Annotated in this window: 25 protein-coding genes and 3 pseudogenes; 14 read left to right on the forward strand and 14 right to left on the reverse strand. The window is 75.3% G+C overall.

Going from position 1 to position 24,705, the window contains the following annotated elements:
* Window positions 1-28: 28 nt before the first annotated feature.
* Window positions 29-1,204, reverse strand: a pseudogene (locus tag VGP36_01875) (PLP-dependent aminotransferase family protein).
* Between VGP36_01875 and VGP36_01880 the strand changes: the two are divergent.
* Window positions 1,203-1,685 (forward strand): carboxymuconolactone decarboxylase family protein, encoded by a 483-nt coding sequence (locus tag VGP36_01880; protein HEV7653472.1) that lies wholly within the window; start codon window positions 1,203-1,205, stop codon window positions 1,683-1,685. The pseudogene VGP36_01875 and the gene VGP36_01880 sit on opposite strands and share 2 nt — an antisense overlap.
* 3 nt (window positions 1,686-1,688) lie before the next feature.
* On the opposite strand, the gene VGP36_01885 is transcribed toward VGP36_01880, so the two are convergent.
* The 3 genes and pseudogenes from VGP36_01885 to VGP36_01895 form a co-directional block, all read right to left on the reverse strand.
* On the reverse strand, window positions 1,689-2,366 hold the full coding sequence (locus VGP36_01885; protein HEV7653473.1) for a response regulator: 678 nt from the start codon (window positions 2,364-2,366) through the stop codon (window positions 1,689-1,691).
* Complete coding sequence (locus tag VGP36_01890; GenBank protein ID HEV7653474.1) at window positions 2,363-5,035, reverse strand: DUF4118 domain-containing protein; 2,673 nt, start codon at window positions 5,033-5,035, stop codon at window positions 2,363-2,365. The genes VGP36_01885 and VGP36_01890 overlap by 4 nt, the downstream gene beginning before the upstream one ends.
* Window positions 5,036-5,039: 4 nt before the next feature.
* Window positions 5,040-5,591: pseudogene (locus VGP36_01895) on the reverse strand (potassium-transporting ATPase subunit C).
* Between the two features lie 111 nt (window positions 5,592-5,702).
* Between VGP36_01895 and VGP36_01900 the strand changes: the two are divergent.
* Window positions 5,703-6,584, forward strand: a complete 882-nt coding sequence (locus VGP36_01900) for a diacylglycerol kinase family protein (GenBank protein ID HEV7653475.1) — start codon at window positions 5,703-5,705, stop codon at window positions 6,582-6,584.
* Window positions 6,585-6,599: 15 nt separating this feature from the next.
* The gene (locus VGP36_01905; GenBank protein ID HEV7653476.1) at window positions 6,600-7,007 is read left to right on the forward strand and encodes a PaaI family thioesterase; all 408 of its coding nucleotides are present in this window, start codon (window positions 6,600-6,602) and stop codon (window positions 7,005-7,007) included.
* Here VGP36_01905 and VGP36_01910 read toward each other — a convergent pair.
* The 4 genes from VGP36_01910 to VGP36_01925 form a co-directional block, all read right to left on the reverse strand.
* On the reverse strand, window positions 7,004-7,957 hold the full coding sequence (locus VGP36_01910; protein ID HEV7653477.1) for a hypothetical protein: 954 nt from the start codon (window positions 7,955-7,957) through the stop codon (window positions 7,004-7,006). The genes VGP36_01905 and VGP36_01910 overlap by 4 nt on opposite strands.
* A gap of 219 nt (window positions 7,958-8,176) precedes the next feature.
* Window positions 8,177-8,806, reverse strand: coding sequence for an SIMPL domain-containing protein (locus VGP36_01915; GenBank protein ID HEV7653478.1), 630 nt, complete (start codon window positions 8,804-8,806; stop codon window positions 8,177-8,179).
* Between the two features lie 29 nt (window positions 8,807-8,835).
* Window positions 8,836-9,189 carry a hypothetical protein gene (locus tag VGP36_01920; protein ID HEV7653479.1) on the reverse strand — a complete coding sequence of 118 codons (354 nt, stop codon included), beginning with the start codon at window positions 9,187-9,189 and terminating at the stop codon, window positions 8,836-8,838.
* A complete protein-coding gene (locus VGP36_01925; protein HEV7653480.1) occupies window positions 9,186-9,602 on the reverse strand; it encodes a hypothetical protein in 417 nt (138 codons plus the stop codon). Before VGP36_01925 ends, VGP36_01920 begins: the two co-directional genes overlap by 4 nt.
* A 48-nt stretch (window positions 9,603-9,650) precedes the next feature.
* Here VGP36_01925 and VGP36_01930 point away from each other — a divergent pair, with 48 nt between their 5' ends.
* The 3 genes from VGP36_01930 (at window position 9,651) to VGP36_01940 (ending at window position 11,626) form a co-directional block, all read left to right on the forward strand.
* On the forward strand, window positions 9,651-10,799 hold the full coding sequence (locus VGP36_01930; protein HEV7653481.1) for a magnesium and cobalt transport protein CorA: 1,149 nt from the start codon (window positions 9,651-9,653) through the stop codon (window positions 10,797-10,799).
* Between the two features lie 75 nt (window positions 10,800-10,874).
* Complete coding sequence (locus tag VGP36_01935; GenBank protein HEV7653482.1) at window positions 10,875-11,198, forward strand: metalloregulator ArsR/SmtB family transcription factor; 324 nt, start codon at window positions 10,875-10,877, stop codon at window positions 11,196-11,198.
* Window positions 11,195-11,626: an SRPBCC domain-containing protein gene (locus tag VGP36_01940; protein HEV7653483.1), complete on the forward strand. Its 432-nt coding sequence runs from the start codon at window positions 11,195-11,197 to the stop codon at window positions 11,624-11,626. Before VGP36_01935 ends, VGP36_01940 begins: the two co-directional genes overlap by 4 nt.
* On the opposite strand, the gene pucL is transcribed toward VGP36_01940, so the two are convergent.
* The 3 genes from pucL to uraD are packed head-to-tail and all read right to left on the reverse strand — an operon-like array spanning window position 11,623 to window position 13,322.
* Window positions 11,623-12,510 carry a urate oxidase gene (gene pucL, locus VGP36_01945; protein ID HEV7653484.1) on the reverse strand — a complete coding sequence of 296 codons (888 nt, stop codon included), beginning with the start codon at window positions 12,508-12,510 and terminating at the stop codon, window positions 11,623-11,625. The two genes, VGP36_01940 and pucL, sit on opposite strands and share 4 nt — an antisense overlap.
* Window positions 12,511-12,822 (reverse strand): hydroxyisourate hydrolase, encoded by a 312-nt coding sequence (uraH, locus tag VGP36_01950; protein ID HEV7653485.1) that lies wholly within the window; start codon window positions 12,820-12,822, stop codon window positions 12,511-12,513.
* Complete coding sequence (gene uraD, locus VGP36_01955; GenBank protein HEV7653486.1) at window positions 12,819-13,322, reverse strand: 2-oxo-4-hydroxy-4-carboxy-5-ureidoimidazoline decarboxylase; 504 nt, start codon at window positions 13,320-13,322, stop codon at window positions 12,819-12,821. The genes uraH and uraD overlap by 4 nt, the downstream gene beginning before the upstream one ends.
* Window positions 13,323-13,436: 114 nt before the next feature.
* On the opposite strand from uraD, the gene VGP36_01960 reads away from it, so the two are divergent.
* The 6 genes and pseudogenes from VGP36_01960 (at window position 13,437) to alc (ending at window position 18,232) form a co-directional block, all read left to right on the forward strand.
* A complete protein-coding gene (locus VGP36_01960; protein HEV7653487.1) occupies window positions 13,437-14,594 on the forward strand; it encodes an aldolase in 1,158 nt (385 codons plus the stop codon).
* A 35-nt stretch (window positions 14,595-14,629) separates the two neighbouring features.
* Window positions 14,630-14,933 (forward strand): annotated as a pseudogene (locus VGP36_01965) (urease subunit gamma).
* An 11-nt stretch (window positions 14,934-14,944) separates the two neighbouring features.
* Window positions 14,945-15,115: an urease subunit beta gene (locus VGP36_01970; protein HEV7653488.1), complete on the forward strand. Its 171-nt coding sequence runs from the start codon at window positions 14,945-14,947 to the stop codon at window positions 15,113-15,115.
* Window positions 15,112-15,813, forward strand: a complete 702-nt coding sequence (locus VGP36_01975) for an urease accessory protein UreD (protein HEV7653489.1) — start codon at window positions 15,112-15,114, stop codon at window positions 15,811-15,813. Before VGP36_01970 ends, VGP36_01975 begins: the two co-directional genes overlap by 4 nt.
* Complete coding sequence (gene allB, locus VGP36_01980) at window positions 15,810-17,120, forward strand: allantoinase AllB (GenBank protein ID HEV7653490.1); 1,311 nt, start codon at window positions 15,810-15,812, stop codon at window positions 17,118-17,120. The genes VGP36_01975 and allB overlap by 4 nt, the downstream gene beginning before the upstream one ends.
* Entirely contained in the window at window positions 17,117-18,232 is a 1,116-nt protein-coding gene (gene alc / locus VGP36_01985; protein ID HEV7653491.1) for an allantoicase, read from the forward strand. The genes allB and alc overlap by 4 nt, the downstream gene beginning before the upstream one ends.
* A gap of 22 nt (window positions 18,233-18,254) precedes the next feature.
* Here the strand turns inward: alc and pucD are convergent, their stop codons facing one another.
* The 3 genes from pucD to VGP36_02000 are packed head-to-tail and all read right to left on the reverse strand — an operon-like array spanning window position 18,255 to window position 21,956.
* Window positions 18,255-20,612 carry a xanthine dehydrogenase subunit D gene (gene pucD, locus VGP36_01990; GenBank protein ID HEV7653492.1) on the reverse strand — a complete coding sequence of 786 codons (2,358 nt, stop codon included), beginning with the start codon at window positions 20,610-20,612 and terminating at the stop codon, window positions 18,255-18,257.
* Window positions 20,609-21,109 carry a (2Fe-2S)-binding protein gene (locus VGP36_01995; GenBank protein HEV7653493.1) on the reverse strand — a complete coding sequence of 167 codons (501 nt, stop codon included), beginning with the start codon at window positions 21,107-21,109 and terminating at the stop codon, window positions 20,609-20,611. The genes pucD and VGP36_01995 overlap by 4 nt, the downstream gene beginning before the upstream one ends.
* Entirely contained in the window at window positions 21,099-21,956 is an 858-nt protein-coding gene (locus VGP36_02000) for an FAD binding domain-containing protein (protein HEV7653494.1), read from the reverse strand. Before VGP36_02000 ends, VGP36_01995 begins: the two co-directional genes overlap by 11 nt.
* A 123-nt stretch (window positions 21,957-22,079) precedes the next feature.
* On the opposite strand from VGP36_02000, the gene VGP36_02005 reads away from it, so the two are divergent.
* The gene (locus VGP36_02005) at window positions 22,080-23,462 is read left to right on the forward strand and encodes an 8-oxoguanine deaminase (protein HEV7653495.1); all 1,383 of its coding nucleotides are present in this window, start codon (window positions 22,080-22,082) and stop codon (window positions 23,460-23,462) included.
* Window positions 23,463-23,559: 97 nt separating this feature from the next.
* Window positions 23,560-24,705, forward strand: a 1,146-nt coding sequence (locus VGP36_02010; protein HEV7653496.1) for an NlpC/P60 family protein, incomplete at its 3' end; no start/stop codon positions are given.

The following is a 24,705-nucleotide window of genomic DNA, read 5'->3' on the forward strand; positions in this document are numbered from 1 at the left end:
CGGCCGCGACCCCGGTGACCCGGGCCTGCGGCACGTGCTCGGCCAGCGCGGCCACCAGCCGGTCCCGCCGCCGCCGGTACGCCAGCCGCCGGCTGCGGACGTGCCGGTCGTACCGTCCACTCGCGACGAACTCGGCCATCGTCAACTGCTCCAGCGCGCCGCTGTTGCGGTCGGCGCGCTCCTTCGCCGCGACCACGGCGTCGACGAGCGCGGCCGGCAGCACCAGCCAGGCCAGCCGGAGCCCGGGCGCGAGCGTCTTGCTCGCGGTCCCGGCGTAGACGACGCGGTCGGGGGCGAGCCCCTGCAGGGCCCCGACCGGATGCCGGTCGTAGCGGAACTCGCCGTCGTAGTCGTCCTCGATGATCCAGGCGCCGGTGCCCACCGCGGCGCCCCGGCGCTCGGCCGCGAGCACACTGCCCAGCGGAAACTGGTGCGCCGGAGTCAGCAACAGCGCATCAGCGCCCACCCCGAGCCGGGCGCCGCGGCCGTCCACCGAAAGTGCGCCCAGCCGGAGCCCGTGCGCGGCGGCGATGGCGCGGGTGCCGGGCTGGCAGTACGCCTCGGTGGCCAGCGAGCGCGCCCCGGCCTCCCGCAGCGCCGCGCAGACCAGGCCGAGGCCCTGGGTGAACCCGGCGCAGACCACGATCCGCTCGGGATCGGCGTGCACGCCGCGGGCCCGGGCCAGGTACCCGGCCAGCATCCGGCGCAGCTCCGGCCGGCCGCGCGGGTCGGAGTAGCCCAGCGCCTCGGCCGGGGCGGTCGCCAGCGCCCGCCGGGCCGCGCTGAGCCAGGCCGTCCGGGGGAACGAGCTGAGGTCGGGCGAGCCCGGCCGCAGCGTGTACCGCGCGGCGTGCCGCGGATCGGCCGGGACCGAGCTCGGCTCGGGAACGGCGATCCGGTCGGCGACCCGGGTGCCGGAACCCTGCCGGGCCACCAGCCAGCCCTCCGCGACCAGCTGCCCGTACGTCTCGGCGACCGTGTTGCGGGCCACCCGCAGGTCCGCGGCCAGCGTGCGGGAGGACGGCAGCCGGATGCCGGGCCGCAACCGCCCGGTCCGGACGGCCTCGCGCAGGGCCTGCTCCAGCCCGGCCCGGCCGCGCGTCCCGGCCAGGTCGAGATGCAGGTCGACGCCTGAAGTGGCCCATGATCCCGGCACGGAACTGGACCTTACGCGCGGGCCGCTCGGCGCGCAGGGTGGAGTCATGACCACGATGACCGAGATCCCCGTCCGCCTCGACCTCGACAGCGCCGCGCCGGCGTTCTCCCGGGCGATGTCGCACCTCGACAACGCCGCGACCAAGGAACTGGACCGGGTCGGGATCGAGCCGGGGCTGCGGGAGCTGGTGCGGGTGCGGGCCTCGCAGCTCAACGGCTGCGCGTACTGCATCGACATGCACAGCAAGGACGCCCGCGCCGGCGGCGAGACCGAGCAGCGCCTGTACGGGCTGGCCGCCTGGCGGGAGACGCCGTACTTCACCGGCCGGGAGCGGGCCGCGCTCGCCTTCACCGAGTCGGTCACGCGGCTGACCGAGACGCACGTGCCGGACGAGGACTACGCGGCCGTGGCCGAGCAGTTCTCCCCGGACGAGATCGGCGCGCTGGTCTCGCTGATCGTCGCGATCAACGCCTGGAACGCCCTCAGCGTCAGCACCCGCGCCTGGACCCCCGGCTCGTACGCGCCGTGAGCGTCAGGGTTCGAAGCGGTAGCCGAGACCGGGTTCGGTGAGCAGGTGCCGGGGGCGGCTGGGGTCCGGCTCCAGCTTGCGCCGCAGCCGGTTGAGGTAGAGGCGCAGCGACGACGTGTCCCCGGTGCTGGCCGGCCCCCACACCTCGGTCAGCAGCTGCCGCTGCCCGATGAGCTTGCCCGGGTGCCGGACGAACACCTCCAGCAGCCTCCACTCGGTCGGGGTGAGCTTGACCTCGCCGCCGTCGCCGGTGACGCGGCGGTCGGCCAGGTCGACCCGCCACGGCCCGACGTCGACCGCGGGCACCCCGCCGTCCGGCGCGATCGCCCGCCGGCTGACCGCCCGGATCCGGGCCAGCAGCTCCTCGATCCCGAACGGCTTGGTCACGTAGTCGTCCGCCCCGGCGTCGAGCGCGGCGACCTTGTCCCCGCCGGACGTACGTCCGGACAGCACGATGATCGGCACGCTGGTCCAGCCGCGCAGCCCCTGGATGACCTCCACGCCGTCCAGGTCGGGCAGGCCGAGGTCGAGCACGATCAGGTCGGGCCGGGCCGCGGCCGCCTCCGACAGCGCCTTGCGCCCGGTGGCCGCGGTGAGCACGTCGTGACCGCGGGCGTGCAGCGTGATGCGCATCGCCCGCAGCAGCTGGGGGTCGTCCTCGACGACCAGCACCCGGCTCACCGCCGCAGCCGCGTCATCGGAGCGGCCGGCAGCGAGAGCACCATCGTCAGGCCGCCGCCCGGGGTGTGGTCGGGGTAGAGCAGGCCGTCCATCGCGTCGGCCAGCCCCCGGGACAGCGCCAGCCCGAGCCCGACGCCGGCGGTGTTGTCCCGGTCACCGAGCCGCTGGAACGGCACGAAGATCCGGTCCCAGTCCGACTCCGGCACGCCCCGGCCGAAGTCGATCACCCGGACCTCGACCCGGTCCCGGTGCGCACTGCCGGTGATCCGCGGCGGGTCGTTCGCCGGCGAGTGCCGGACCGCGTTGGCCGCGACGTTGACGAGGATCCGCTCCAGCAGGCCCGGGTCCGCCATCACCTCCGGCAGCTCCATCTCCAGCGTCATCTCGATCCCGGCCCCGTCCGGTCCCAGCTCCCGCAGCACCGCCGGCAGCACGTCCTCCAACCCGACGCGCTGCGGGAAGACCGCGAGCGCCCCGGCCTGCAGCCGGGACAGGTCGAGCAGGTTCTCCACCAGCCGGGTCAGCCGGTCCAGCGACTCGTCCGCGGTGGCCAGCAGCTCGGCGCGCTCGGGTTCGCTCCACGGCACCCCGTCGCTGCGCAGCGCCGAGACCGAGGCCTTGGCCGAGGCCAGCGGGGAACGCAGGTCGTGGCTGACGGCGGCCAGCAGCGCGGTCCGGGTCCGGTCGACCTCGGCCAGCGGCTCGGCCTCGGCCACCGCCTGCGCCAGCCGGCGCTGCCGCAGCGCGACCGCGGCCTGGGCCCCGAACGCGGCCAGCACCCGGCGGTCCTCCGCCGCCAGCGGGCGTCCCCGCAGCACCAGCGCGAGGTCGTCGCCGACCGGCACGTCCACGTCGCCGTTCTCGGGCCGCACGCACGGGTCCGGACCGGAGCTGGCGACCACGTGCCACCCGTGCCGCTCCACCCCACCCGGCCGGGCGTCCGCCGCCGGGGCCCGCTCCGGCACCACCGGCCCGGCCGGCGGTGTCTTCGGGTCGCCCGGCCACCCGGCATCCTCCGGGGTGCGGTCCGGAGCCGGTGGCGTACTCGGGGCGGTGTCCGACGCCGGGGCCGGGCCGCGTTCGAGGAGGGTGGCGGAGGCCATGCCGAAGCTCTCGCGGACCCGGTCGAGCAGGGCGGTGAGCGCGGTCTCGCCGCGCAGCACGTCCCCGGCCAGCGTGGACAGCGTCTCGGCCTCGGCGGTGGCCCGGGCGGCCTGGCTGCTGCGCCGCGCCGCCAGGTCGACCACCCAGCTCACCATCACCGCGACCGCGAGGAACACGACCAGCGCGAGCGCGTTGTTCCGCTCCGCGATCGCGAACCGGCCGGTCGGCTGGGTGAAGAACCAGTTCAGCAGCAGCGAGGCGGCGACCGCCGCGGCCACCGCCGGCCAGAGCCCGCCGACCAGCGCGGCCCCGATCACCGCGACCAGGAACACCAGCACGTCGCTGGTCAGGTTCAGCGCGTCCCGGAGGCTCGAGAGCACCAGCGTCAGCAGCGGCAGCGCGACCACCGCCGTGACCAGGCCGGCCAGCCGCCGGCGCAGGGTCAACCCGGCCGAGAGCCGCGGCAGCCGGCCCCGCCCGCGCCCGACCTGCTCGTGGGTGACCATGTGCACGTCGATCGAGCCGGACTGCGCGGTGACCGTCACGCCGATCCCGGGCGAGAACAGCTGCGCCAGCCGGCCCCGCCGGGACGCCCCGAGCACGAGCTGCGTCGCGTTCTCGGCCCGGGCGAAGTCCAGCATCGCCCGCGGCACGTCGTCGCCGACGATCTGGTGGTACGTCCCGCCGAGGCTCTCCACCAGCACCCGCTGCCGGGCGAGGGTCGCGGGGTCCGCGCCGGTCAGCCCGTCGGAACGGGTGACGTGCACGGCGAGCAGGTCGGCACCGGTGTTCCGGGCCGCGATCCGGGCCGCCCGGCGCACGAGCGTGTCTCCTTCCGGTCCGCCGGTGAGCGCGACGACGACGCGCTCCCGGGTCTCCCAGGTCGAGGTGATGCCGTGGTCGGTCCGGTAGCGGTCGAGCTGTTCCTCGACCGTCCCGGCCAGCCAGAGCAGCGCCAGCTCCCGGAGGGCGGTCAGGTTGCCCACCCGGAAGTAGTTGCCGAGCGCGGCGTCCACCTTGTCGGCCGCGTACACGTTGCCGTGGGCCATCCGGCGCCGCAGCGCCTCCGGCGTCAGGTCGACCAGCTCCACCTGGTCGGCCGCCCGGACCACCTCGTCCGGCACGGTCTCCCGCTGCGGCACCCCGGTGATCGTCTCGACCACGTCGTTGAGCGACTCGAGGTGCTGCACGTTCACCGTGGTCAGCACGTCGATCCCGGCCGCGACCAGGTCCTCGACGTCCTGCCAGCGCTTGCCGTGCCGGCCGCCGGGGACGTTGGTGTGGGCGAGCTCGTCCACGACCGCGACCTGCGGCCGGCGGGCCAGCACGGCGTCGGCGTCGAGCTCCTCGAAGGCGGCGCCGCGGTAGTCGACCGTGACCCGCGGCAACACCTCGAGCCCGTCGAGCAGCTCCGCGGTACGGGCCCGGCCGTGGGTCTCGACCAGCCCGACCACCACGTCGGTGCCGCGCTGCAGCCGCCGGTGCGCCTCACCCAGCATCGCGTACGTCTTGCCGACGCCAGGAGCCGCGCCGAGATAGATCCGCAGCTCACCGCGCTCCCCCATGACGTCAGGGTGCCACGGGCGCGATGCGGTCCAGCGCCAGGTTGAGCGTCAGCACGTTCACCCCGGGCTCACCGAGGAAGCCGAGCTGACGGCCGGTCGTGTTGTCGTGCACCAGCTGCCGGACCCGGTCGAGGCCGAGATTCCGCTCATGGGCGATCCGGGGCACCTGCAGCGCCGCGTACGCCGGGCTGATGACCGGGTCGAGCCCGCTGCCGCTGGCCGTCACCGCGTCCGGCGGCACCACCGGGTCCGCCGGGGCATCACCCCGGATCGGCACGATCCGGCCGGTCGCGATGTCGGTGTCCGCGGGCCGGCACTCGACCTTCACCCCGTCGTACTGGGCCAGGAACGGGGTGGGGGTCGTGGCGCAGGGCTCGTTCACGCTGACCACCCGCGTGATCGGAGCGCCGACGGCCGGGAACACGGCGAGCACCGCCCCCACCCCGCCGGCCGTGCAGTAAGGCCGGGATCCGTCGATGCCCTCGAGCGTCCCGATCGCGACGCTGCGCGAGCAGACGTCGGTGAGCAGGCTCGGGCGGGTGGTGGTGTCGACCACGTCCGTCGGACGCCCCTCCGGGACGGGAGCAGCAGCCGGCCGGAGGGTGACCGCGGCGACCGGACCAGCGCCGGGGCGTGATCGACAGCGGGATCGGGTAATCCGTCAGGCGTGGCCGAACGCGTCGCGGTGCTCGCACACCGCAAGAAGAGGATGCACGGCGCTGGTCTGGACGCGCTGCGGGAGGCGCTGGACGAGGCCGGCGTCCAGGACCCGCTCTGGTACGAGGTGGCCAAGTCCAAGAAGGCGCCGAAACAGGCCCGCAAGGCGCTGGCCGACGGGGCCGAGCTGGTGCTGGTCTGGGGCGGCGACGGGATGGTCCAGCGCTCCGCCGACGCGCTGGCCGGCTCGGGCGTCCCGGTCGGCCTGCTGCCGGCCGGCACCGCGAACCTGCTCGCCACCAACCTCGGCATCCCGCACAAGCTGGCCGAGTCCCTGCAGATCGCGCTGCACGGCCGGCGCCGCGCGCTCGATCTCGGCATCCTCGACGGCGAGCACTTCGCGGTGATGGCCGGGCTCGGCTTCGACGCCGAGCTGGTCGGCGGCGCGGACCGGCGGGCCAAGGCCCGCTTCGGCCGGCTGGCGTACGTCCGGTCCGGGCTCAGCGGCATCCGTGGCCCGCTGGTCCAGGCGCGGGTGAAGGTCGACGGCACGGTCTGGTACGAGGGCCCGGCCAGCTGCCTGCTGCTCGGCAACGTCGGGCGGATCGTCGGCGGCGTGCCGGCCTTCGACGACGCCGACCCGTCCGACGGGCTGCTCGAGGTCGGCGTCACCACCGCCTCGGGCGTGCTGCAGTGGGCCCGGACGCTCGGCCGCATCACGCTCGGCCGCTCCGAGGACTCGCGGTACGTGCGGATGACCCGCGGCACCAAGGTCTCGATCCGGCTGGACCGGCCGCTGCCGATCGAGCTGGACGGCGGCGCCCGGGGCGAGGCCCGCAAGGCCAAGGCGGCGATCGTGCCGAACGCGCTGACGGTCTGCGTACCGCGTTGACCTAGGCTTTCCGCCGTGACGGACACGGACACGGACCTGCCCCCGGATGCCGGTGCCTTCGTCAACTGGCTGGGGCTGGAGCTGCTCGAGGTCAGCGGGGACAAGGTCGTCGCGGCCTGGGACGTGCGGCCCGCGCACCACCAGCCGTACGGGATCGTGCACGGCGGGGTGCACTGCTCGGTGATCGAGACGGTCGCCAGCGTCGCCGCCGCGACCTGGTACGAGCGCGGTCAGGTCGTCGGCGTGAGCAACCAGACCGACTTCCTGCGGGCGGTCCGGGACGGCCGTCTCACCGCGACCGGGACGCCGATCCACCGCGGCCGCCTGCAGCAGCTCTGGCTGGTGGAGATCCGGGACGAGAACGAGCGGATCGTCGCCCGCGGGCAGGTCCGACTGCAGAACCTGCCCGCGAACCGCGTCTAGCGCGGGTCCTGGCGGTCTTCCTGGTAGTCGGGCTCGACGCCGTAGTCGATGCGCAGCCCGGCCTGGGCGAGCACCTCCGTCGGCACCTCCTGGACCGCGGTCCGCAGCGCGACCTTCGCCCCGAGGCTGCCGAACGCGACCCCGTGGGCGGCCCGCAGGAGCGGCACCAGCCAGTAGAGCTGCTGGTTCTCGAAGCCGGCCGCGGACGCCTCGCGGGCGCGGTGGTCGCGGATGACCTCGGACAGCAGCTCCCGCATCCGGGTCGCCTCGGCCCGCAGCTCCGCCGCCTCGCCGGCGTCGGCCCAGCCGGAGGCGCGCAGGACGTCGAGCACGGCGGCGGCGGCGAACTCGGCCGGGTCAGCCTCGACGTCGTCGCCGACGACGGTGCCGAGCTGCTCGGCCACCTGCTCGGCCACGACCTCGTCCGCCATCGGCGCGTCGACCGCGATGACCGCGATGACCTCGTCGGTCGTGTCGATGCCGGGCTCGGCGACCGGGGCCGCGACTGCGGTGTCCTCGACCACCTCGACCGAAGGCTCGGCGACCTCGACGGAAACGACGGAAACGGAATCGACGGAATCGGCGACCTCGACGGAATCGGCGACCTCGACGACGGAGTCGTCCGGTCCGGCCTGATCGGATGGATCGGATGGATCGGCCTGATCGGCGTCCGCCTCGACCTCGCCCGGGACGTCGGCCGTCTCGGCCGTACCGAACCGGCCGTGGACGACCTCGCCCGAGGGCCGCTCCGGTGGACCGAACCGGCCCTGGATCAGCTCACCCGTCTCGGTGGCGGCGGCAGCGCCGTCGTCGGAGGCGTCGGGACGGGCGCCATCGCCCTCTGTGGACCCCTCAGGTGGATCCGGCAGGGGTCGCTGACGCGGCGCCACATCCACGACGGACTGCGGCGACTCCTCGGCGGACACCGCGGACGGCGCTTCGGCTGTCATGTCACCCCCCGTGAAAGAGGCCTGTCTGGGGGGCGCCCAGGCACGCTTCTCGACCTTCCCGGCTCCCCGGCGGGGTCCACCATAAGGGTCATGACGCCCCCGCGCGCGCCCATCTTTTGATTGACCGTGTGCGCTGCGCGTGAGAAAGGAAGGAAACGCGCCACGACACCGATGTTTCGCGCTCACGACGTGCCGCTATGTGAACGGCACGCCGGATTGTCAGGCGAGCAGCGCGAACCGGACGTCGATCGCGGTCGTGACCGTGACCGGTTCCGGACGCAGCTCCAGGGTCGGCCCGGAATCGCCGGCGAAACCGAGCGCGACCGCCTTCGCCTGCGTGTACCAGCCGGTGTCACCGGGCCGGACCTCCGGCTCGGTGATCCACTCCAGCGAGCCGAGCCGCAGCTCAGCGGCCTGCGCGTAGTCGACCGCCCGCTGCCGGGCGTCGGCCACGGCCAGGCCGCGCAGCCGGCCGTGCACCGGGTTGTCCGGGTCGACGATCCACTCGGTGCTCTCCACCGCCGATCCCGGTACGGCGGCCAGCCGGGCGAGCAGGTCCCCGAACGACCCGGCCGCCGTCGCCTCGACCGTCATCACCCGTCTGGCGCTCTGCGCGGTGATCACCCGTGACTCCGACCAGACCGGGCTCAACGACACCGCGGCCGGCCGGCGCCGCAGCACCAGGTCACCGGCCGCGTCCAGAGCGGCGTCGGTGGCGGCGGACCGCTCCGCCACCAGCCCCAGCGCCTCCGCGCCCGTGGCCGCCTCGGCCTGCACCGCGAGCGTGAGCCGGACGCGGTCCGGCTCGACGTCCTCGGCCGCTCGTCCCCGTACCGTCACCGCCGCCATGGGCTGAGCCTCCCATCCCCCGGAAGCGACTATCCCCACACCTGCTTCATTCGCAGGGTCAGTACGGCGAGCACGAGCGAGGCGACGCCGGCCGCACCGGTCCCCCACTTCGTCTTCTCCGACAGCGCCCAGAGCGCGCCGAGCGGCGGCACCAGTAGAGAGGTGAGTGCGTACCCGACGAAGGTCGCGACCTCGTGCGGCCGCTCGCCGCGGATCGCCTGCACGATCGCCACCAGGACCTGGATCACGGCGGCCATCTCGACCAGCACCAGCCCGTACGCGAGCAGGGTCAGCGGGCGGCGGTCGGCCAGCGCGAAGCCGATGGTGCCGAGCCCGACCAGCACCGAGACCGCCATGACCGGGTACGCCAGCCCGTCGATCACGCCCGCTCCCGGGTGTGGCGCAGCCAGAGCAGGCCCAGGATCGGCAGCACCAGCGGCACGAACCCGTAGCCCTCGCCGTACCCGGACCAGACCGTGGCGTCCGGGAAGTCGTCCGGCTGGGCCAGGCTGATCGAGCCGACCACCAGCACGCCGATCAGCTCTACGCTGACGGCGACCGTGGCCAGCCGGCGGCCGGCCGGGCCGGAGCGCGCGAGCCCGACCGTGGCGCAGAGATAGATGACGGCCGCGAACGCCGACAGCACGTACGCCAGCGGCGCATCCGAGAACTTCGTCGCGATCTGGACCGCCGCGCGCGCGGTGGCCGACAGCGCGAAGATCCCGTACACGAGCACGAGCAGCCGCCCGGGACCCGACGACGTCCGGCGGGAGCGGTGCGAGGTGCTGCCGTCCACGCCCGGCAACCTACTGGCCGCGTGACATCCTGACCGCAGGAGGGTGCCGTGCTGCCTGGACGCGAGACCGCTCGGCGCTGGCTGGCGCGCGCGGTCGAACGCGGGCTGACCGGCGGGCCGCTCGACGTCCTGGAGCCGCGGACGCCGGCCGCGCGGCGGCCGGGCGAGCCGGACCACCTCGGCCCGGTCGAGCTGGACGGGACGGTCGCGGACTGCGCGGTCTACGACGGCGGCAAGCGGCGCGGCGGCCGGCTCACGGTCCCGGACGCCCGGCGCGCGGCCCGTACGGTCCGGGACGGGTTCGTCTGGCTCGGCCTGGTCGAGCCGACGGTGCAGCAGATCGCCGCGGTCGCCACCGAGTTCGACCTGCCGCCGCTGGCGGTCGAGGACGCGGTCAAGGCGCACCAGCGCCCCAAGCTGGAACGGTACGGCGACGTGCTGTTCGTCGTGGTCAAGCCGGTCCGCTACGTCGACCACGTCGAGATCGTGGAGGTCGACGAGGTCGCGGTATTCCTGGGCGAGACGTTCGTGGTGACCGTCCGGCACGGCGACAACGACGTGGTCAGCCGGGTTCGCAAGGACCTCGACGACGACTCCGACCTGCTCGGGCGGGGCCCGTCCGCGGTGCTCTACCGGCTGCTCGACATCGTCGTGGACGGCTACGAGAGCGTCGCCGGCGAGATCGACGTCGACGTCAGCGACATCGAGGTGCAGGTCTTCGGCGGCGACCAGAGCAACCACAGCGAGCGGATCTACAAGCTCAAGCGCGAGGTGCTGCAGTTCCGCAGCGCCGTGCAGCCGCTGGCGCCGGCGGTGGAGGAGCTGGCCGCCGGAGCCGTCCCGGGCGTCGACCCGAAGACGGTCGAGTACTTCCGGGACGTGCACGACCACCTGCTGCGGGTCGGCGACCGCATCGACGGCTACGACAACCTGCTCACCGGTGTGCTGCAGGCCGACCTGGCCCGGGTCGCGGTGCAGCAGAACCAGGCCGCGGCACGGCAGAACGAGGACGTCCGCAAGATCAGCGCCTGGGCTGCGATCGCGCTGGTGCCGACCGCGATCGCCGGCATCTACGGGATGAACTTCGACAACATGCCGGAGCTGCACACCCACTACGGCTACTTCGTCGTGCTCGGCGTGATCCTGGTCGCCTGCGTCGGGCTCTACCTCCAGTTCCGCCGCCGGCACTGGCTCTGACCGGCCTCTCCGCTTGACGCCGTCCCGCGTCGCCGCCATAGTCAACCCGACGGTTTATCAACCGAGAGGTTGAGCATGAGCGACCTGGACACCACGTTCGCGGCGCTGGCCGACCCGGTGCGGCGGGCGATCATCACCCGGCTCGCCGTGGGCGATGCGACGGTGAACGAGCTGGCCGAGCCGTTCCCGATCAGCCTGCAGGCGGTGTCCAAGCACCTGAAGGTGCTGGAGCGGGCGGGCCTGATCACCCGCGGCCGCGACGCCCAGCGACGGCCGTGCCGGCTGGCGCCCGAGCCGCTGGCCGAGACCGCCGACTGGATCGCCGCGCACCGCCGCCGCACCGAGGAACGCTACGACCGGCTCGCGCAGCTGCTCGCCGAGACCAAGGAGCAGGGATGACCAACCAGGAGTTCAGCTTCGACCGGACCTTCGACGCCCCGCGGGCGCAGGTGTTCCGGGCCTTCACCGACCCGGAGCTGGTGGCCCGCTGGTGGGCGCCGAAGGACGAGCAGCTCGTCGTCGAGGCGCTGGAGCCGCGGGCCGGCGGCAGCTGGCGGTTCGTCAACACCAGCGCCGACGGCGGCACCAACGCCTTCCACGGGGTCTACCACTCCGTCGCCGAGGACCGGATCGTGCAGACCTTCGAATACGGCGGGTTCCCCGGGGTGGTGCTGCTGGAGACGCTGGCCTTCACCGACCTCGGCGACGGCCGGACCCGGTTCACCGACAGCTCGGTGTTCCCGGCCTCCGCGGCGGGCGCCTTCGGTGGCGACGGCGGTGCGGCCGGGGCGATGGACCGGCTGGCCGAGCTGCTCGCGCAGCTCTAGCCGTACTGGGGGGTGCCCTCCCAGGCGGTGCCGGCCGGGGGCGCGTCGTCGCGCTGGACGACGGCCTGGATCAGCCCGTACGGCCGGTCGTCGGCGTGGTAGACGACCTTCGGGTTGTCCAGCCCGAACGGGCTCAGGTCCTGCAGGAAGTGGTGCTTGTTCGGCATCGACAGCCGGATCTCGGCCAGCTCCGGCCGTCCACTGAGGACGGCCGAACCCATCTGGTAGAGCGTCTGCTGCAGGGCCTCGCTCGGTTCGGTCGCGAACGTCTCGACCAGGTCGGCCCGGATGCCGGCGAAGCTGCCGGCCCAGTCGACGGTGCCGGTGTGCCGCCAGCGGGCGCTGACCGCGGTGGCCAGGATCCGGTCGTCGGTCTCGGCCAGCGTGGTGTAGCGGTCCCGCGGGAACCCGGCGAACGCGGAGTCGGTCGTCTTCAGCACGACCAGACCGGACAGTCCACTGAGGACGTATTCCTGTCCACTGTCGACGGTCACCACCGCGGTGCGGACCTCGCCGCCGGCCCGGGTGAACGCGTGGTCGTGCTCGCGGCCGCCGACCGGGATCCGGTCCCAGCCGTACTCCTCGACCTCGATCCGGGCGCCGGTGATCCACCGGTACGCCCCGGCGAAGTGCCGGGCCAGCCGCAGCCCGAAGTCCTCGATCTCGCCGATCCCGTCGCGGGCGAAGGCGAAGACCGTGTTCTTCTGGGTGTCGGTGGCGAGCACGTGCCCGTTGTCGCCGTCCAGGTGGGCCGCGGCGAAGTCGCCGCGCAGGGTGGTCGAGACGTTGAGGTCCTTGATGCCGTGGCGGGGGGTCGTCCGGTCGATCGCGACGACCCGCACCTCGGCCTTGCCGTACTGGTTGGGCCCGAGCACGATCCCCATCTAGGCCCCCCGGTAGGTCGTGTAGGAGTACGGCGAGAGCAGCAACGGGATGTGGTGGTGGGCGCCGCCGTCGCGGATGGTGAACGTGACCGTCACCGACGGGTAGAACGTGCGCTCCTGGAAGTAGCCGCCGGAGTCGAACGTCAGCTCGTACGTGCCGGGGTCCAGGTCGTACGGGGCCAGGGCGCAGCGGCCGTCGGGATCGGTGTGCCCGTCGGCCAGCGGCGTACCGTCCAAACCGGACAGTCGCACCGCGACACCGCCGGCCGGACGGCCCGTCGTCCCGTCCAGGACGTGGGTGGACATGCTCACCCGGTCACCAGCCTCTCCACCCGCAACCGGGTGATCTGCGTGAGTTGCGCGGTCGTCTCGGCCCGTTCCGCCGCCGGGTCCAGCTCCAGCCGGCGCCGCAGGGCGGCCAGCATCTCGGCCGGCGTCCGGCCCGCGGCCCGGATCAGGAACGCGTGCCCGAACCTCTCCTCGTACGCGCGGTTGCCCTCGGCCAGCGCGACCCGGACGGCGTCGTCGGCGTCGCTCATCGCCGCCTGCTCGCGCCGGGACGAGGCGGCCTCGGCCGAGTCGCCGGCCGCGCGCTCCCCGATGCGCGGATGCGCGGCCAGGGCCTGCCCGACCTCGTCCCAGCCCAGGCCGGCAGCGACGTCGGTCGCGGTGTCGGCCAGTACGGACAGGCTCGGGTAGGGGCGTCCGGCGGCGACCTCGCGGGCGAACCGCGGCGCCGCGTTGGCCGCCGCCAGCTCACGCTCGGCCGCCGCGCCGGGCAGCGCGTTGAACTCGGCCAGCGTCCACGACACCCGCGCCACGCTACCGGTCCCCCGCGCGGGGCGACCCGGGCCGGGCCCGCTGCGCAACTCGACCCTGCCGGCCGGGTCGATCGGGCCGGCGAGCCGGGGTGCGACGATGATCGGGTGTTGCCGGACGCCGTGCTCGCCGACCTGGATCGGCGGCTGGCCGCGTCCGACGCCGCCCGGGCGGCGCGGTACCCGGGTGAGCCGCGGGGCCGGCAGCCGGTGCACACGGTCTACGTCCCGGCCGACCGCGTCCGGCCCGGGCTGGCCGCCCGGTGGGGCTCCGCGGCCCTGGCGGCGCTGGACGGCGCCGACCTGGCCGCGATCACCGGGCTGCCGGCGGCCGTGCTCCCCCGGGTCGTCGCCAAGCTGGAGCGCGAGCCGGTCGAGGACCTGCGGGTCGACGCCGAGGACGGCTACCGCGGCGACGACGAGGACCGGGACGTGCTCGCCGCGGCCGAGGCGGTCGGCGCCGACCTGGCCGCCGGGGTCGCGCCGCCGTACGTGGGGATCCGGGCCAAGTCGCTGGAGCCGGCCACCCGGCGCCGCGGGGTGCGGACGCTGGACCTGTTCCTGTCCCGGCTCGCGGGGCACGAGGTCCTCGTCACGCTGCCCAAGGTCACCGACGTCGACCAGGTCCGCGCGATGGTCGGGCTGCTGGCCGCGCTGGAGGACGAGCACGGGGTCACGCTGGCGCTGGAGCTGCAGGTCGAGACGCCGCAGGCGGTCCTCGGCCCGGACGGTGCGGCGACCGCGGCGGCGATGGTGCACGCGGCCGCGGGCCGGTGCCGCGGCCTGCACTACGGCACGTACGACTACTCCGCCGCGCTCGGGGTCGCGGCGGCGTACCAGGCCTCGGACCACCCGGTCGCCGACCACGCCAAGGCCGTCATGCAGGTCGCGGTGGCCGGCACCGGCGCCCGCGCGGTCGACGGCTCCTCGAACCTGCTGCCGGTCGGACCGGGCCGGGACGCGGCCTGGCGCCGGCACGCGGGGCTGGTCACCCGGGCGCTGCGGACCGGGCTCTACCAGGGCTGGGACCTGCACCCGGCGCAGCTGCCGACCCGCTACCTGGCCACGTACACGTTCTTCCGGGACGCGCTGCCGGCGGCGCGGGAGCGGCTGTCCACGTACCTGGCCGGGGCCGAGGGCGGCGTGCTGGACGAGCCGGCGACCGCGCGGGCGCTGGCCGCGGTGATCACCCGGGCCCTGGACTGCGGGGCGGTCGACGCCGCCGAGGTCGGCCTGGACCGCGCCACGCTCGACCGCCTCAGGTGATCTGGTGGTAACAGGGCGTCGTCAGAGTGCCGCGGATGCAGCTGACCCCGCACGAGCAGGAGCGCCTGCTGCTGTCGTACGCGGCGGAGCTGGCCCGGCGCCGGCAGGGTCGCGGGCTCGAGCTGAACTAACCCCGAGTCGGTCGCGGTGATCACCGACCACCTGCTTGAGGGCGCCCGCGACGGCGTGTCCGTCGCCGAGCTGATGCAGTCGGGGCGCACGGTGCTCGGCCACTACGACGTCATGGACGGGGTGCCGGAGATGCTGGCGGAGGTGCAGGTGGAGGCGACCTTCCCGGACGGGACCAAGCTCGTGACCGTCCACCACCCGATCCCGTGATACCCGGCGAGGTGACCCCGGCGGACGGGACGATCAGCACCCGCGAGGGAGCGGCGCGGATCGAGCTCGGGGTGCACAACGCCGGCGACCGGCCGATCCAGGTCGGCTCGCACTTGCGGGACGACCCGACGGCCGGGCCGGTGGCCGACTGGGTGCGCTCGCTGGTACGAGTAGGGGTGTGAGGACCGAGGTCGAGATCGTCGCCCGGGCAGATCCCGGCGGGCGGACCGTGCTGCCGGTGCTGCGGGCGTCCGGCGCGCTGGCGGTCCGGGCGACGGGTCCCGGCTCGGTCCACCTGGTCGGCACGGCGGCCGGCCCGCTCGGCGGGGACTCGGTCACCCTGACGATCACGGTCGAGGCGGGCGCGCGGCTGCTGGTGCGCAGCGCGGCGGCAGCGGTGGTGCTGCCGGCGGCGGCCGGCGCCCCGTCGGGGACGACCGTCGCGCTCGACGTGGCCGGTGCGCTGGACCTGGCGCTGGCGCCGACCGTCGTGACGGCCCGCGCGACCCACGTCGCGACGACGACCGCGCGGCTCGGACCGGAGGGCCGGCTGCGGCTGACCGAGCGGGTCGTGCTCGGCCGGGCCGGTGCGGGACCGGGGCGCTGGACCGGCACGGTCCGGGTCGAGCGGGACGGCCGGCCGCTGCTGCACACGAGCCAGGAGCTGGGTCCGGGCGGGGCGGGCTGGGCGGCGCCGTTCACGCCCCGGGCGTACGCGGCCGAGCTGGTGCTGGACGGGTCCACTGTGGACCCCGCGGTCGGGACGGACACGGTCCGGTTGCCGCTCGACGGCGGCTGGACCGCGACGGCCTGGGGCGCCGAGCTGCCGGTCGCGCTGGCCGGTCTGGACGGGCTGCTGCCCGCGGCGGTGGTGGCGTGAGCCTCGACCTCGTCGTCGCCGCGCGCCGGGCGGTGATCGGCGACGCGCTCGTACCCGCCCGGGTCGGCGTCGCGGGTGGACGGGTCGCCGTGGTCGCCGACTGGGACTCGTCCCTCGACGCCACCGGGACCGTCGTGCTCGACGACGACACGGTGCTGTTGCCGGGGCTGGTCGACACGCACGTGCACGTGAACGAGCCCGGGCGGACCGAGTGGGAGGGGTTCGCGACCGCCACCGCGGCGGCCGCGGCCGGCGGCGTCACCACGATCCTCGACATGCCGCTGAACAGCATCCCGCCGACGGTGGACGCCGCGGCGCTGGCGGTCAAACGGGCCGCCGCCCAGCCGCAGATCCGGGTCGACGTCGGCTTCTGGGGCGGCGCGATCCCCGGCAACGCCGGCGACCTGCGGGCCCTGCACGACGCCGGTGCCTACGGGGTGAAGTGCTTCCTGCTCGACTCGGGCGTACCCGAGTTCCCGCCGCTGGATCCGGCGCACCTGCGGGCGGCGCTGACCGAGCTGGCGACCTTCGACGGGCTGCTCATCGCGCACTGCGAGGACGAGGCGGCGATCCGGCCGGCCCCGCACGACCGCGCGTACGCGGCCTTCCTCGCCTCCCGCCCGCCCGAGGCCGAGACCCGCGCGGTGGCCGGGCTCATCGAGGCGGCCCGGGAGACCGGCGCCCGGGTGCACGTCGTGCACGTGTCCGCGGCCGCGGTGCTGCCGCTGCTGCGCGCGGCGGTCGCCGAGGGCGTCCGGATCACCGCCGAGACCTGCCCGCACTACCTCGCGCTCGCGGCCGAGGACGTGCCGGCCGGGGCGACCCAGTTCAAGTGCTGCCCGCCGGTGCGGGACGCCGCCAACCGGGACGCGCTCTGGGCCGGGCTCGCCGACGGCACCCTGACCTGCGTCGTCTCCGACCACTCCCCCTGTACGCCGGAGCTGAAGCGGTTCGACAGCGGCGACTTCGGCGCGGCCTGGGGTGGGATCTCCTCGCTGCAGCTCTCGCTGCCGGTGGTGTGGACCGCGGCCGCGGCCCGGGGCGTCCCGCTGGTGGACGTCGTGCGGTGGATGGCCGCCGGACCCGCCCGCCTCGCCGGCCTGGCCGGGAAGGGCACGATCGCCGCCGGGTACGACGCCGACCTGGTCGCGTTCGCGCCGGACGAGGAGTTCACCGTCGACGTGGCGGCGTTGCGGCACCGCAACCCGGTCAGCGCGTACGCGGGTCGTAGGCTGCGGGGCGTGGTGCGATCGACCTGGCTGCGCGGCCTGCCCGCCGGCGACCTGCCGCTCGGGCGGCTGCTGTGACCGGCTTCCTCGCGCTCCCCGACCTGGCGTCGCGGGCGCTCGGCGGCGCGGTCGTGGCCCGCAACGACGCCGCCTTCGCCGACGCCGAGAACCTGATCCTGCCGCACCCGCCGGCCCGGCACGACGACTTCGGTCACCAGGGCAAGGTGTACGACGGCTGGGAGACCCGCCGGCGCCGCTCCCCCGGCACGGACTGGGTGATCGTGCGGCTCGGCGTGCCCGGGATCGTGTCCGGGATCGTCGTGGACACCAGCTTCTTCACCGGCAACTACCCGGCGGCGGCGTCGCTGGACGGCCTCGGGGTCGAGGGATACCCGGCCGCCGGCGAACTGTCCACGATGGACTGGCAGCCGCTGCTGGCCGAGTCGCGAGTGGACGGTGACGCGCGCAACTCCCTCGCGGTGCCCTCCGGACGGCGCGTCACCCACGTGCGGCTGCGGATCCACCCGGACGGCGGGGTGGCACGGCTGCGGGTGCACGGGACGCCGGTGCCGGACCCGCGGCTGCTCGGCGCCGGGCCGCTCGACCTGGCCGCGCTCGACAACGGGGCCACGATCGCGGGCTGCAGCAACGAGTTCTACTCCAGACCGGTGCAGCTGATCTCGCCCGGCGTGGCCCGGTCGATGGGTGAGGGCTGGGAGACCGCGCGGCGGCGCGGTCCCGGCAACGACTGGGTGTCGGTCCGGCTGGCCGGCGAGGGTGTCGTCGAGCGGGCCGAGCTGGACACGTCGTACTTCCTGCACAACGCGCCGGGCTGGGCCCGGCTGACCGGGCTCGGGGCGGACGGCAGCCCGGTCGAGCTGATGTCGCGCACGGCGCTGCTGCCGGACACCCGGCACCGGTTCCCGCTGCCGCCCGGGCCGGCCGTCCGCGAGGCTCGGCTGGACGTGTACCCGGACGGCGGGATGGCGCGGCTCCGGCTGTGGGGCCGGCTCACGCCGGCGGGCCGCTCCCGCCTCGGCCGCACCTGGTTCGACACCCTGCCCGAGTCGCAGGCCGCGGCGGTCCTGGCCGGCGCCGGCCTCCCGCCGGACGCGCTGGCCGCCCGGCCCACTGTCGGCGCCGAGACGGTGCCGCCCGCCCTCCTCCCCCTCCTCGACGGCCCTGCCTGAGCCGGGGCGGCGCGGCTGAGATCTAGCCGGGGGCGGGCTCGTGGCCGTCGGCGCCGGATCTCTCCCAGGTTCCGTCGCCCCGTCCGGACGGGTCCGGGTACGGGGAGTCCGCGACCGGGGGCGGCGGCGGGGTGGTCCAGCGGACGATGGGGGCGGCGCCGAGGGCGAGGGCGATGTCGTCGGGGCGGATCGGGGCGGACGGGAGGGGCAGCCCGGTGGCGTCCCGGACCGCGGCCGCGATGGCCGGCAGGGCCGCGCAGAGCGGCAGCTCCCCCGCCCCCTTCCAGCCGTACGGCATCCCCGGCTGCGGCACCTCGACGTAGGCGGACACCACCTGCGGGGCGTCGGCGATCGTCGGGATGAGGTAGTCCTGCAGGTCGGGGTTGCGGATGTGCCCGTCCCGGACGATCACCTGCTCCATCAGCGCGAAGCCGAGCCCCTGGACGATGCCGCCCTCGACCTGGCCGAGCAGCTGGACCGGGTTGATGACGGTGCCGACGTCCTGGCAGGAGGCGACCTGGACGACCTTGACCAGGCCGAGCTCGACGTCGACGTCGACGACGGCGCGCTGCGCCGCGTACCCGAAGGCGACGTAGATGGGCCCGGGCTCGCCCAGGGCGACGGTCGCGGGGTGCACGAAGTGCTCGGTGGCCCGGATCGTCCGGCCCGGTGCGGCCGCCGCGACCGGGACGACCGGCTCGCCGGCGCAGGTGACCATGCCCGCGGCGATCGCGAGCGCGGCGCGGGGCAGGCCCCGCCGGCGGGCGACCCGGTCCAGCAGCCGGTCCCGGACGGCCGCGCAGGCCTGGTGCACGGCCGTACCGGAGGCCATCGTCTGCCGGCTGGCCGAGGTCGACCCGGCCGACGCGATCCCGGTGTCGGCCTGCTCGACGGTCACCGCGGTCGCGCCGAGGACGGAGCGGGCGATCTGCTCGGCGATCGTGACGAAGCCCTGGCCGACCTCGGCGCAGGCGCACTGCAGGCTGACCACGCCGTCGCGCAGCTCGCAGGTCGCGGTGGACTCGTCGACGAACCCCTCGGAGAAGGCGAGGTTCTTGGCGATCACGCCCCAGCCGACGCCGCGGCGGACGTGCCGCGGCCCCGACGCCCGGCCGGCGCCCCCGGGAACCTCCACAGTGGACGGTGGCAGCGGCAGGTCGCGGCAGCCCTCGATCACCTCGCGCACCGGCGTCGGCTGGTCGAGCACCTGCCCGTACGTGGTGACGTCGCCCTGCCGCAGCGCGTTGCGCAGCCGCAGCTCGACCCGGTCCAGGCCAAGCGCGCCGGCCAGCGCGTCCATCTGGGCCTCGTGCGCGAACGCCGCCTGCGGCACCCCGAACCCGCGCATCGCCCCGCAGGACGGGTTGTTGGTCCGCACCGACCAGGCGTCGATCACCGCGTTCGGCACCCGGTACGGCCCCTGCAGCAGGGTGGCCGTGTTCGTCACCACCACCGGCGAGGTCGACGCGTACGCCCCGCCGTCGAGCAGGACGCGCGCCTCCAGCCCGACCAGGGTGCCGTCGGCGGTGGCGTGGTGCCGCAGCCAGATCGTGCCGGGGTGGCGCTGGCGGTGGGCCAGGAACGACTCCTCCCGGGAGTACTCGATCTTGACCGGACGGCCGGTGTGCAGGGCCAGCAGGCAGGCGTGCGCCTGCAGCGTCATGTCCTCGCGGCCGCCGAACGCGCCGCCGACCCCGGACAGCCGCAGCCGGACCTTCTCCGGCGGCAGCCCGGTGACCCAGCCGATCTGGTTGCGGTCCGAGTGCAGCCACTGGGTCGCCACGTCCAGCTCGACCCCGCCGTCCGGGCTCGGCCAGGCCAGCCCGGCCTCGGGGGCGAGGAACGCCGGGTCCTGCATGCCCAGCCGGTACGTCCCCTCGACGCTGACGACCGCCCCGGGCATCGCGGGATCGCCGGCGGCGTAGTCGACGTGCCGGTAGACGTTGCCCTCCGGGTGCAGCGGCGGCGCGGTCAGCGCCTCCTGCGGGTCGGTGACCGCGGGCAGCGGCGCGTAGTCGACCACGATCGCGGCCGCAGCCCGGGCGGCCAGCACGGGATCGTCGGCGGCGACCACGGCGACCGGCTCGCCCGCGTACCGGACCACGCCGTCGGCCAGGGCGGGCTCGTCCCGCAGGGTCAGTCCGAAGTGGACCTCGCCCGGGATGTCGTCGGCGGTGAGGACCGCGCGCACGCCCGGCATCGCTGCGGCGGCGGTGGTGTCGATGCGAAGGATCCGCGCGTGCGGGTGCGGCGAGCGCAGGGTGACGCCGTGCAGCATTCCCGGCCGAGCCAGGTCGTTGGCGTACTCGAAGGTGCCGGTGACCTTGGCCGCGCCGTCCGGCCGGCGGGCCCCGGCGCCGACCGTCCCCTGTGGACTCATCGGTTCCGCCGCCGGGCCGCGGTCGCCAGCACCGCCTCGACGATCCGGCCGTAGCCGGTGCACCGGCAGAGGTTGCCGTACAGCGCGGCCACCACGTCGTCCCGGGTCGGGTCCGGGTTGCGCTCCAGCAGGCCGGTGGCGGACTGCACCATCCCGGCCGTGCAGTATCCACATTGGACCGCGCCGGCCTCGAGGAACGCGTCCTGCACGTCCGAGAGCGCGCCGTCGCCGGCCGCGAGCGACGCGACGGTCGAGACGTCGGCGCCGGCGGCCGCGGCGGCGGGCAGCAGGCACGAGCAGGTCAGCGCCGACTCGCCGTCCAGCGCGAGCGTGACCGTGCAGGCGCCGCACCGGCCGTGCGCGCAGCCGAGCTTCGGCCCGCGTACGCCGAGGCGCTCCCGCAGCACGGTCAGCAGGGACTCGTCCCAGCGCGCGGTCACCTGGTGCGGCTTGCCGTCCACGGTCAGCTCGTAGCTGACCCACTCGTCATCGGTCATCGGCACCACCCGCGCGCAGCAGCAGCCGCCGGGCCAGCACGCCGAGCGCGTGCCGCCGGTACGCCGCGGTGGCCGCGTCGTCCTCGGGCGGGTCGACCCCGCGCCGGACCAGCTCGGCCACGGCCTCCGCACCGTCGAGGGTGACCGCGCCGGTCGACCAGTCGACCGCGGCGGTCGCCGCCCGGTCGGCCTCGTCCAGCCGCAACGGGGTCGCGGCCGCGTTGCCGAAGCCGAACCGGACCCGGCGCTCAGCGGTGTCCACCACCACCGCCGCGCTCACGGTCGCGACGTACTGGGCGTTGCGGCGGCCGACCTTCACGTAGTCCTGGAAACCTGTCCGGACCGGTACCCGGACCGCGGTGAGCACCTCCCCCGGCCGCAGCGCGGCCTGCCCGGGCGCGAGCACGAAGCCGTCGAACGGCACCTCCCGCTCGCCCGCGGCGGAGGCCAGCACCAGCGTGGCGTCCAGCGCGAGCAGCACCGGCAGCAGGTTCCGGTACGGCAGCGCGCTGACCACGTTGCCCCCGAGCGTCGCCTCCGCCCGCACCTGCGGCGTCCCCAGGCTGGCGGCCGAGCGGGCCAGCGCGGGGGCGGCGGCCGCGACGTCCGGGCGTTGCAACCGTGCGGCAGTCACGCCGGATCCGAGCGTGAGACCGGGTACGACCGTACGCAGCCCGGGGATGCGGCGGAGCGAGACGAAGCCGGCCGCGGACCGGCGCCGCCAGAGCAGGTCGGGCAGCACCTCGGTGCCGCCGGCGACGAGCACCGCGCCGGGCCGCTCGGCCAGCGCCGCGACGGCCTCGGCCACCGTCTCCGGCAGCGCGAAACGCGGGGCGGCGAGCAACACGCGGTCCCGACCTCCTCCCCGGCGGACAGATGACCTCCCAACGTACCTGCGTCGGCTGCGCCGGGGACCCACCCGACCCCGAGCCGTGACATGGTGCCGGGGCGGCTGCACCAGAATGCGGGCATGGACGAGCCTGCTGACCTGCTGGTGACCGGCGCGGACCTGGTCGCGACGATGGACGCCGACCGCCGCGAGATCGCCGGCGGCTGGGTCGCCGTCACCGGCGGGGTGGTGAGCGCGCTGGGCGGGCCGGCCGACCCGGCCCCGGCCGCGGCCCGCACCCTGCGGGCGGACGGCTGCCTGGTCACCCCCGGCCTGGTCAACACCCACCACCACCTCTACCAAAACCTCACCCGCGCGTACGCCCCGGCGCTGCGCGGCAGCCTGTTCGACTGGCTCACCACCCTCTATCCACTGTGGACACGGCTGGACGAGGAGGCCGCGTACGTCTCGGCCTACGTAGGGCTGACCGAGCTGGCCCAGGGCGGCTGCACCACCTCGACCGACCACCTGTACGTCTTCCCGCGCGGCGGCGGCGACCTCATCTCGGCCGAGATCGCGGCCGCGGTCGAGCTCGGGGTCCGGTTCCACCCGACCCGGGGCTCGATGTCGCTGTCGGAGAAGGACGGCGGGCTGCCGCCGGACTCGGTCGTGCAGACCGACGAGGAGATCCTGGCCGACTCGCAGCGCCTGGTGCAGGCCCACCACGACCGGTCGCCGACCGCGATGGTGCGGGTCGCGCTGGCGCCGTGCTCGCCGTTCTCGGTGACGCCGCGGCTGATGACCGCGACCGCCGAGCTCGCCGAGAAGCTGGACGTCCGGCTGCACACCCACCTGGCCGAGGACAAGGACGAGGACGAGTTCTGCCTGGCCACGTTCGGGCGGCGGCCGGTCGACCACTTCGAGGAGGTCGGCTGGGGCACCGACCGCAGCTGGGTCGCGCACTGCGTCTGGCCGAACCCGGAGGAGATCGCCCGGCTCGGCCGCTGGGGCACCGGGGTCGCGCACTGCCCGAGCAGCAACATGATCCTCTCCGCCGGGCTGGCGCCGGTGGCCGAGCTGCGCGCGGCCGGTGCGCCGGTCGGGCTCGGCTGCGACGGCTCGGCCTCGGCCGACTCGGCCTCGCTCTGGCTGGAGGCCCGCACGGCGATGCTGCTGGGCAAGCTGCGGCACGGGCCGGCCGCGATGACGGCCCGGGACGCGCTGGAGATCGCCACCCGGGGCGGCGCCGCGGTGCTGGGCCGGGCCGGCGAGATCGGCGAGCTGGCCCCCGGCGCCTGTGGCGACCTGGTGGTGTGGCCGCTGACCGGGGTGCCGTTCGCCGGCGCGCTCACCGACCCGGTCGAGGCGTGGCTGCGCTGCGGTCCGCTCGCGGCCCGGCACACGGTCGTCGCCGGCCGGCCGGTGGTCCTCGACGGCACCCCGGTTCATCCCGGTTTGGACGAGATGCTGACCCGGCACGGAACGCTCGCCGCAAAAATTCAGGACGCGCTGAGGGAACCGTAAGGAGTAGTTCTTTCGAACCCGTTACCGATGGAACCCGTGCCATAACCACGAACGTCATGCAGGATCGGGGGCACGACCCGAACCGGAAGGGGAACCAGTGCGGCTCAGCTACTCGTTCCCGGGCTGGTGCGCGGTCTGCCGGCGCGGTGCCGTCGGCGTGCTCATCGCCGGGTCGCTGGTCGCCGCCGCCGGGCCGAACCGGTTCGGGCTGGCCGCGCCGGCCGCGGTCGAGCAGGCGGTCGCCCCGGTCGGGACCGGCCTGCTCCAGCCCGGCCGGACCCTGCAGAACCCGGTCCAGCAGCACCGGTCGCTGGAGATCCTGCAGGCCCGGGAGAAGGCTCAGGCGACCGGTCCGTCGGCGGTGCCGGCCCCGAGCACCGCGACCCTCCCGCCGTCCGGCGGCGGGACCGGCGGCACGGTGCAGGTCCTCGGCGGGACGTCGCCGCTGTCCGCACCACAGGCCGTCAGCGTCGCGATCACGTACGCGTTGGCGCAGGTCGGGAAGCCGTACGTGTGGGGCGCGACCGGTCCGGACACGTACGACTGCTCGGGCCTGGTCCAGCGGTCGTACGCGATGGCCGGGGTCGCGCTGCCGCGCACCTCGCGGGAGCAGGCCCGGGTCGGGACGCCCGTCGACCTGGCCAATCTGCTGCCCGGCGACCTGCTGTTCTGGGCGTACAACCCGGCGGACCTCTCGACCGTGCACCACGTCGCGATGTACCTCGGCAACGGCAAGATCGTGCAGGCGCCGCAGCCGGGCGAGTTCGTCGAGGTGACGCCGCTCTGGCTGAGCGGGTTCGCCGGGGCGGTCCGGGTCGCCAGCGGGCCGGCCGACGCGGCGCTGCCCGCGGTGCCGGCCGGCGTGCCCGGCAACGGGCTCACCCCGGCCGGCGACGCGATGCCGGACGGGTCGCCGCCGCCGGACGTCGGCCGGACGCCGTCGGGCAACTCCGGCCCGGGCTCCACCAACTCCGGGTCCGGCTCCACGAACTCCGGATCGTCCGCGCCCGGCACCACCGGGCCCGGCACCACCGCGCCCGGCACCACCGCACCCGGGACCACCGCACCCGGGACCACCGCGCCCGGGACCACGGCGCCGGGCACGACCGCCCCCGGGACCACCGCGCCCGGGACCACCGCGCCCGGGACCACGGCGCCGGGGACCACCGCACCCGGGACGATCTCGCCGGGGACCAACGCGCCGGGGACGACGGCGGCCGGCACCACCACGCCGGCGCCGGCC

This window comes from Mycobacteriales bacterium (assembly GCA_035995165.1).
GTDB lineage: Bacteria > Actinomycetota > Actinomycetes > Mycobacteriales > CADCTP01 > CADCTP01.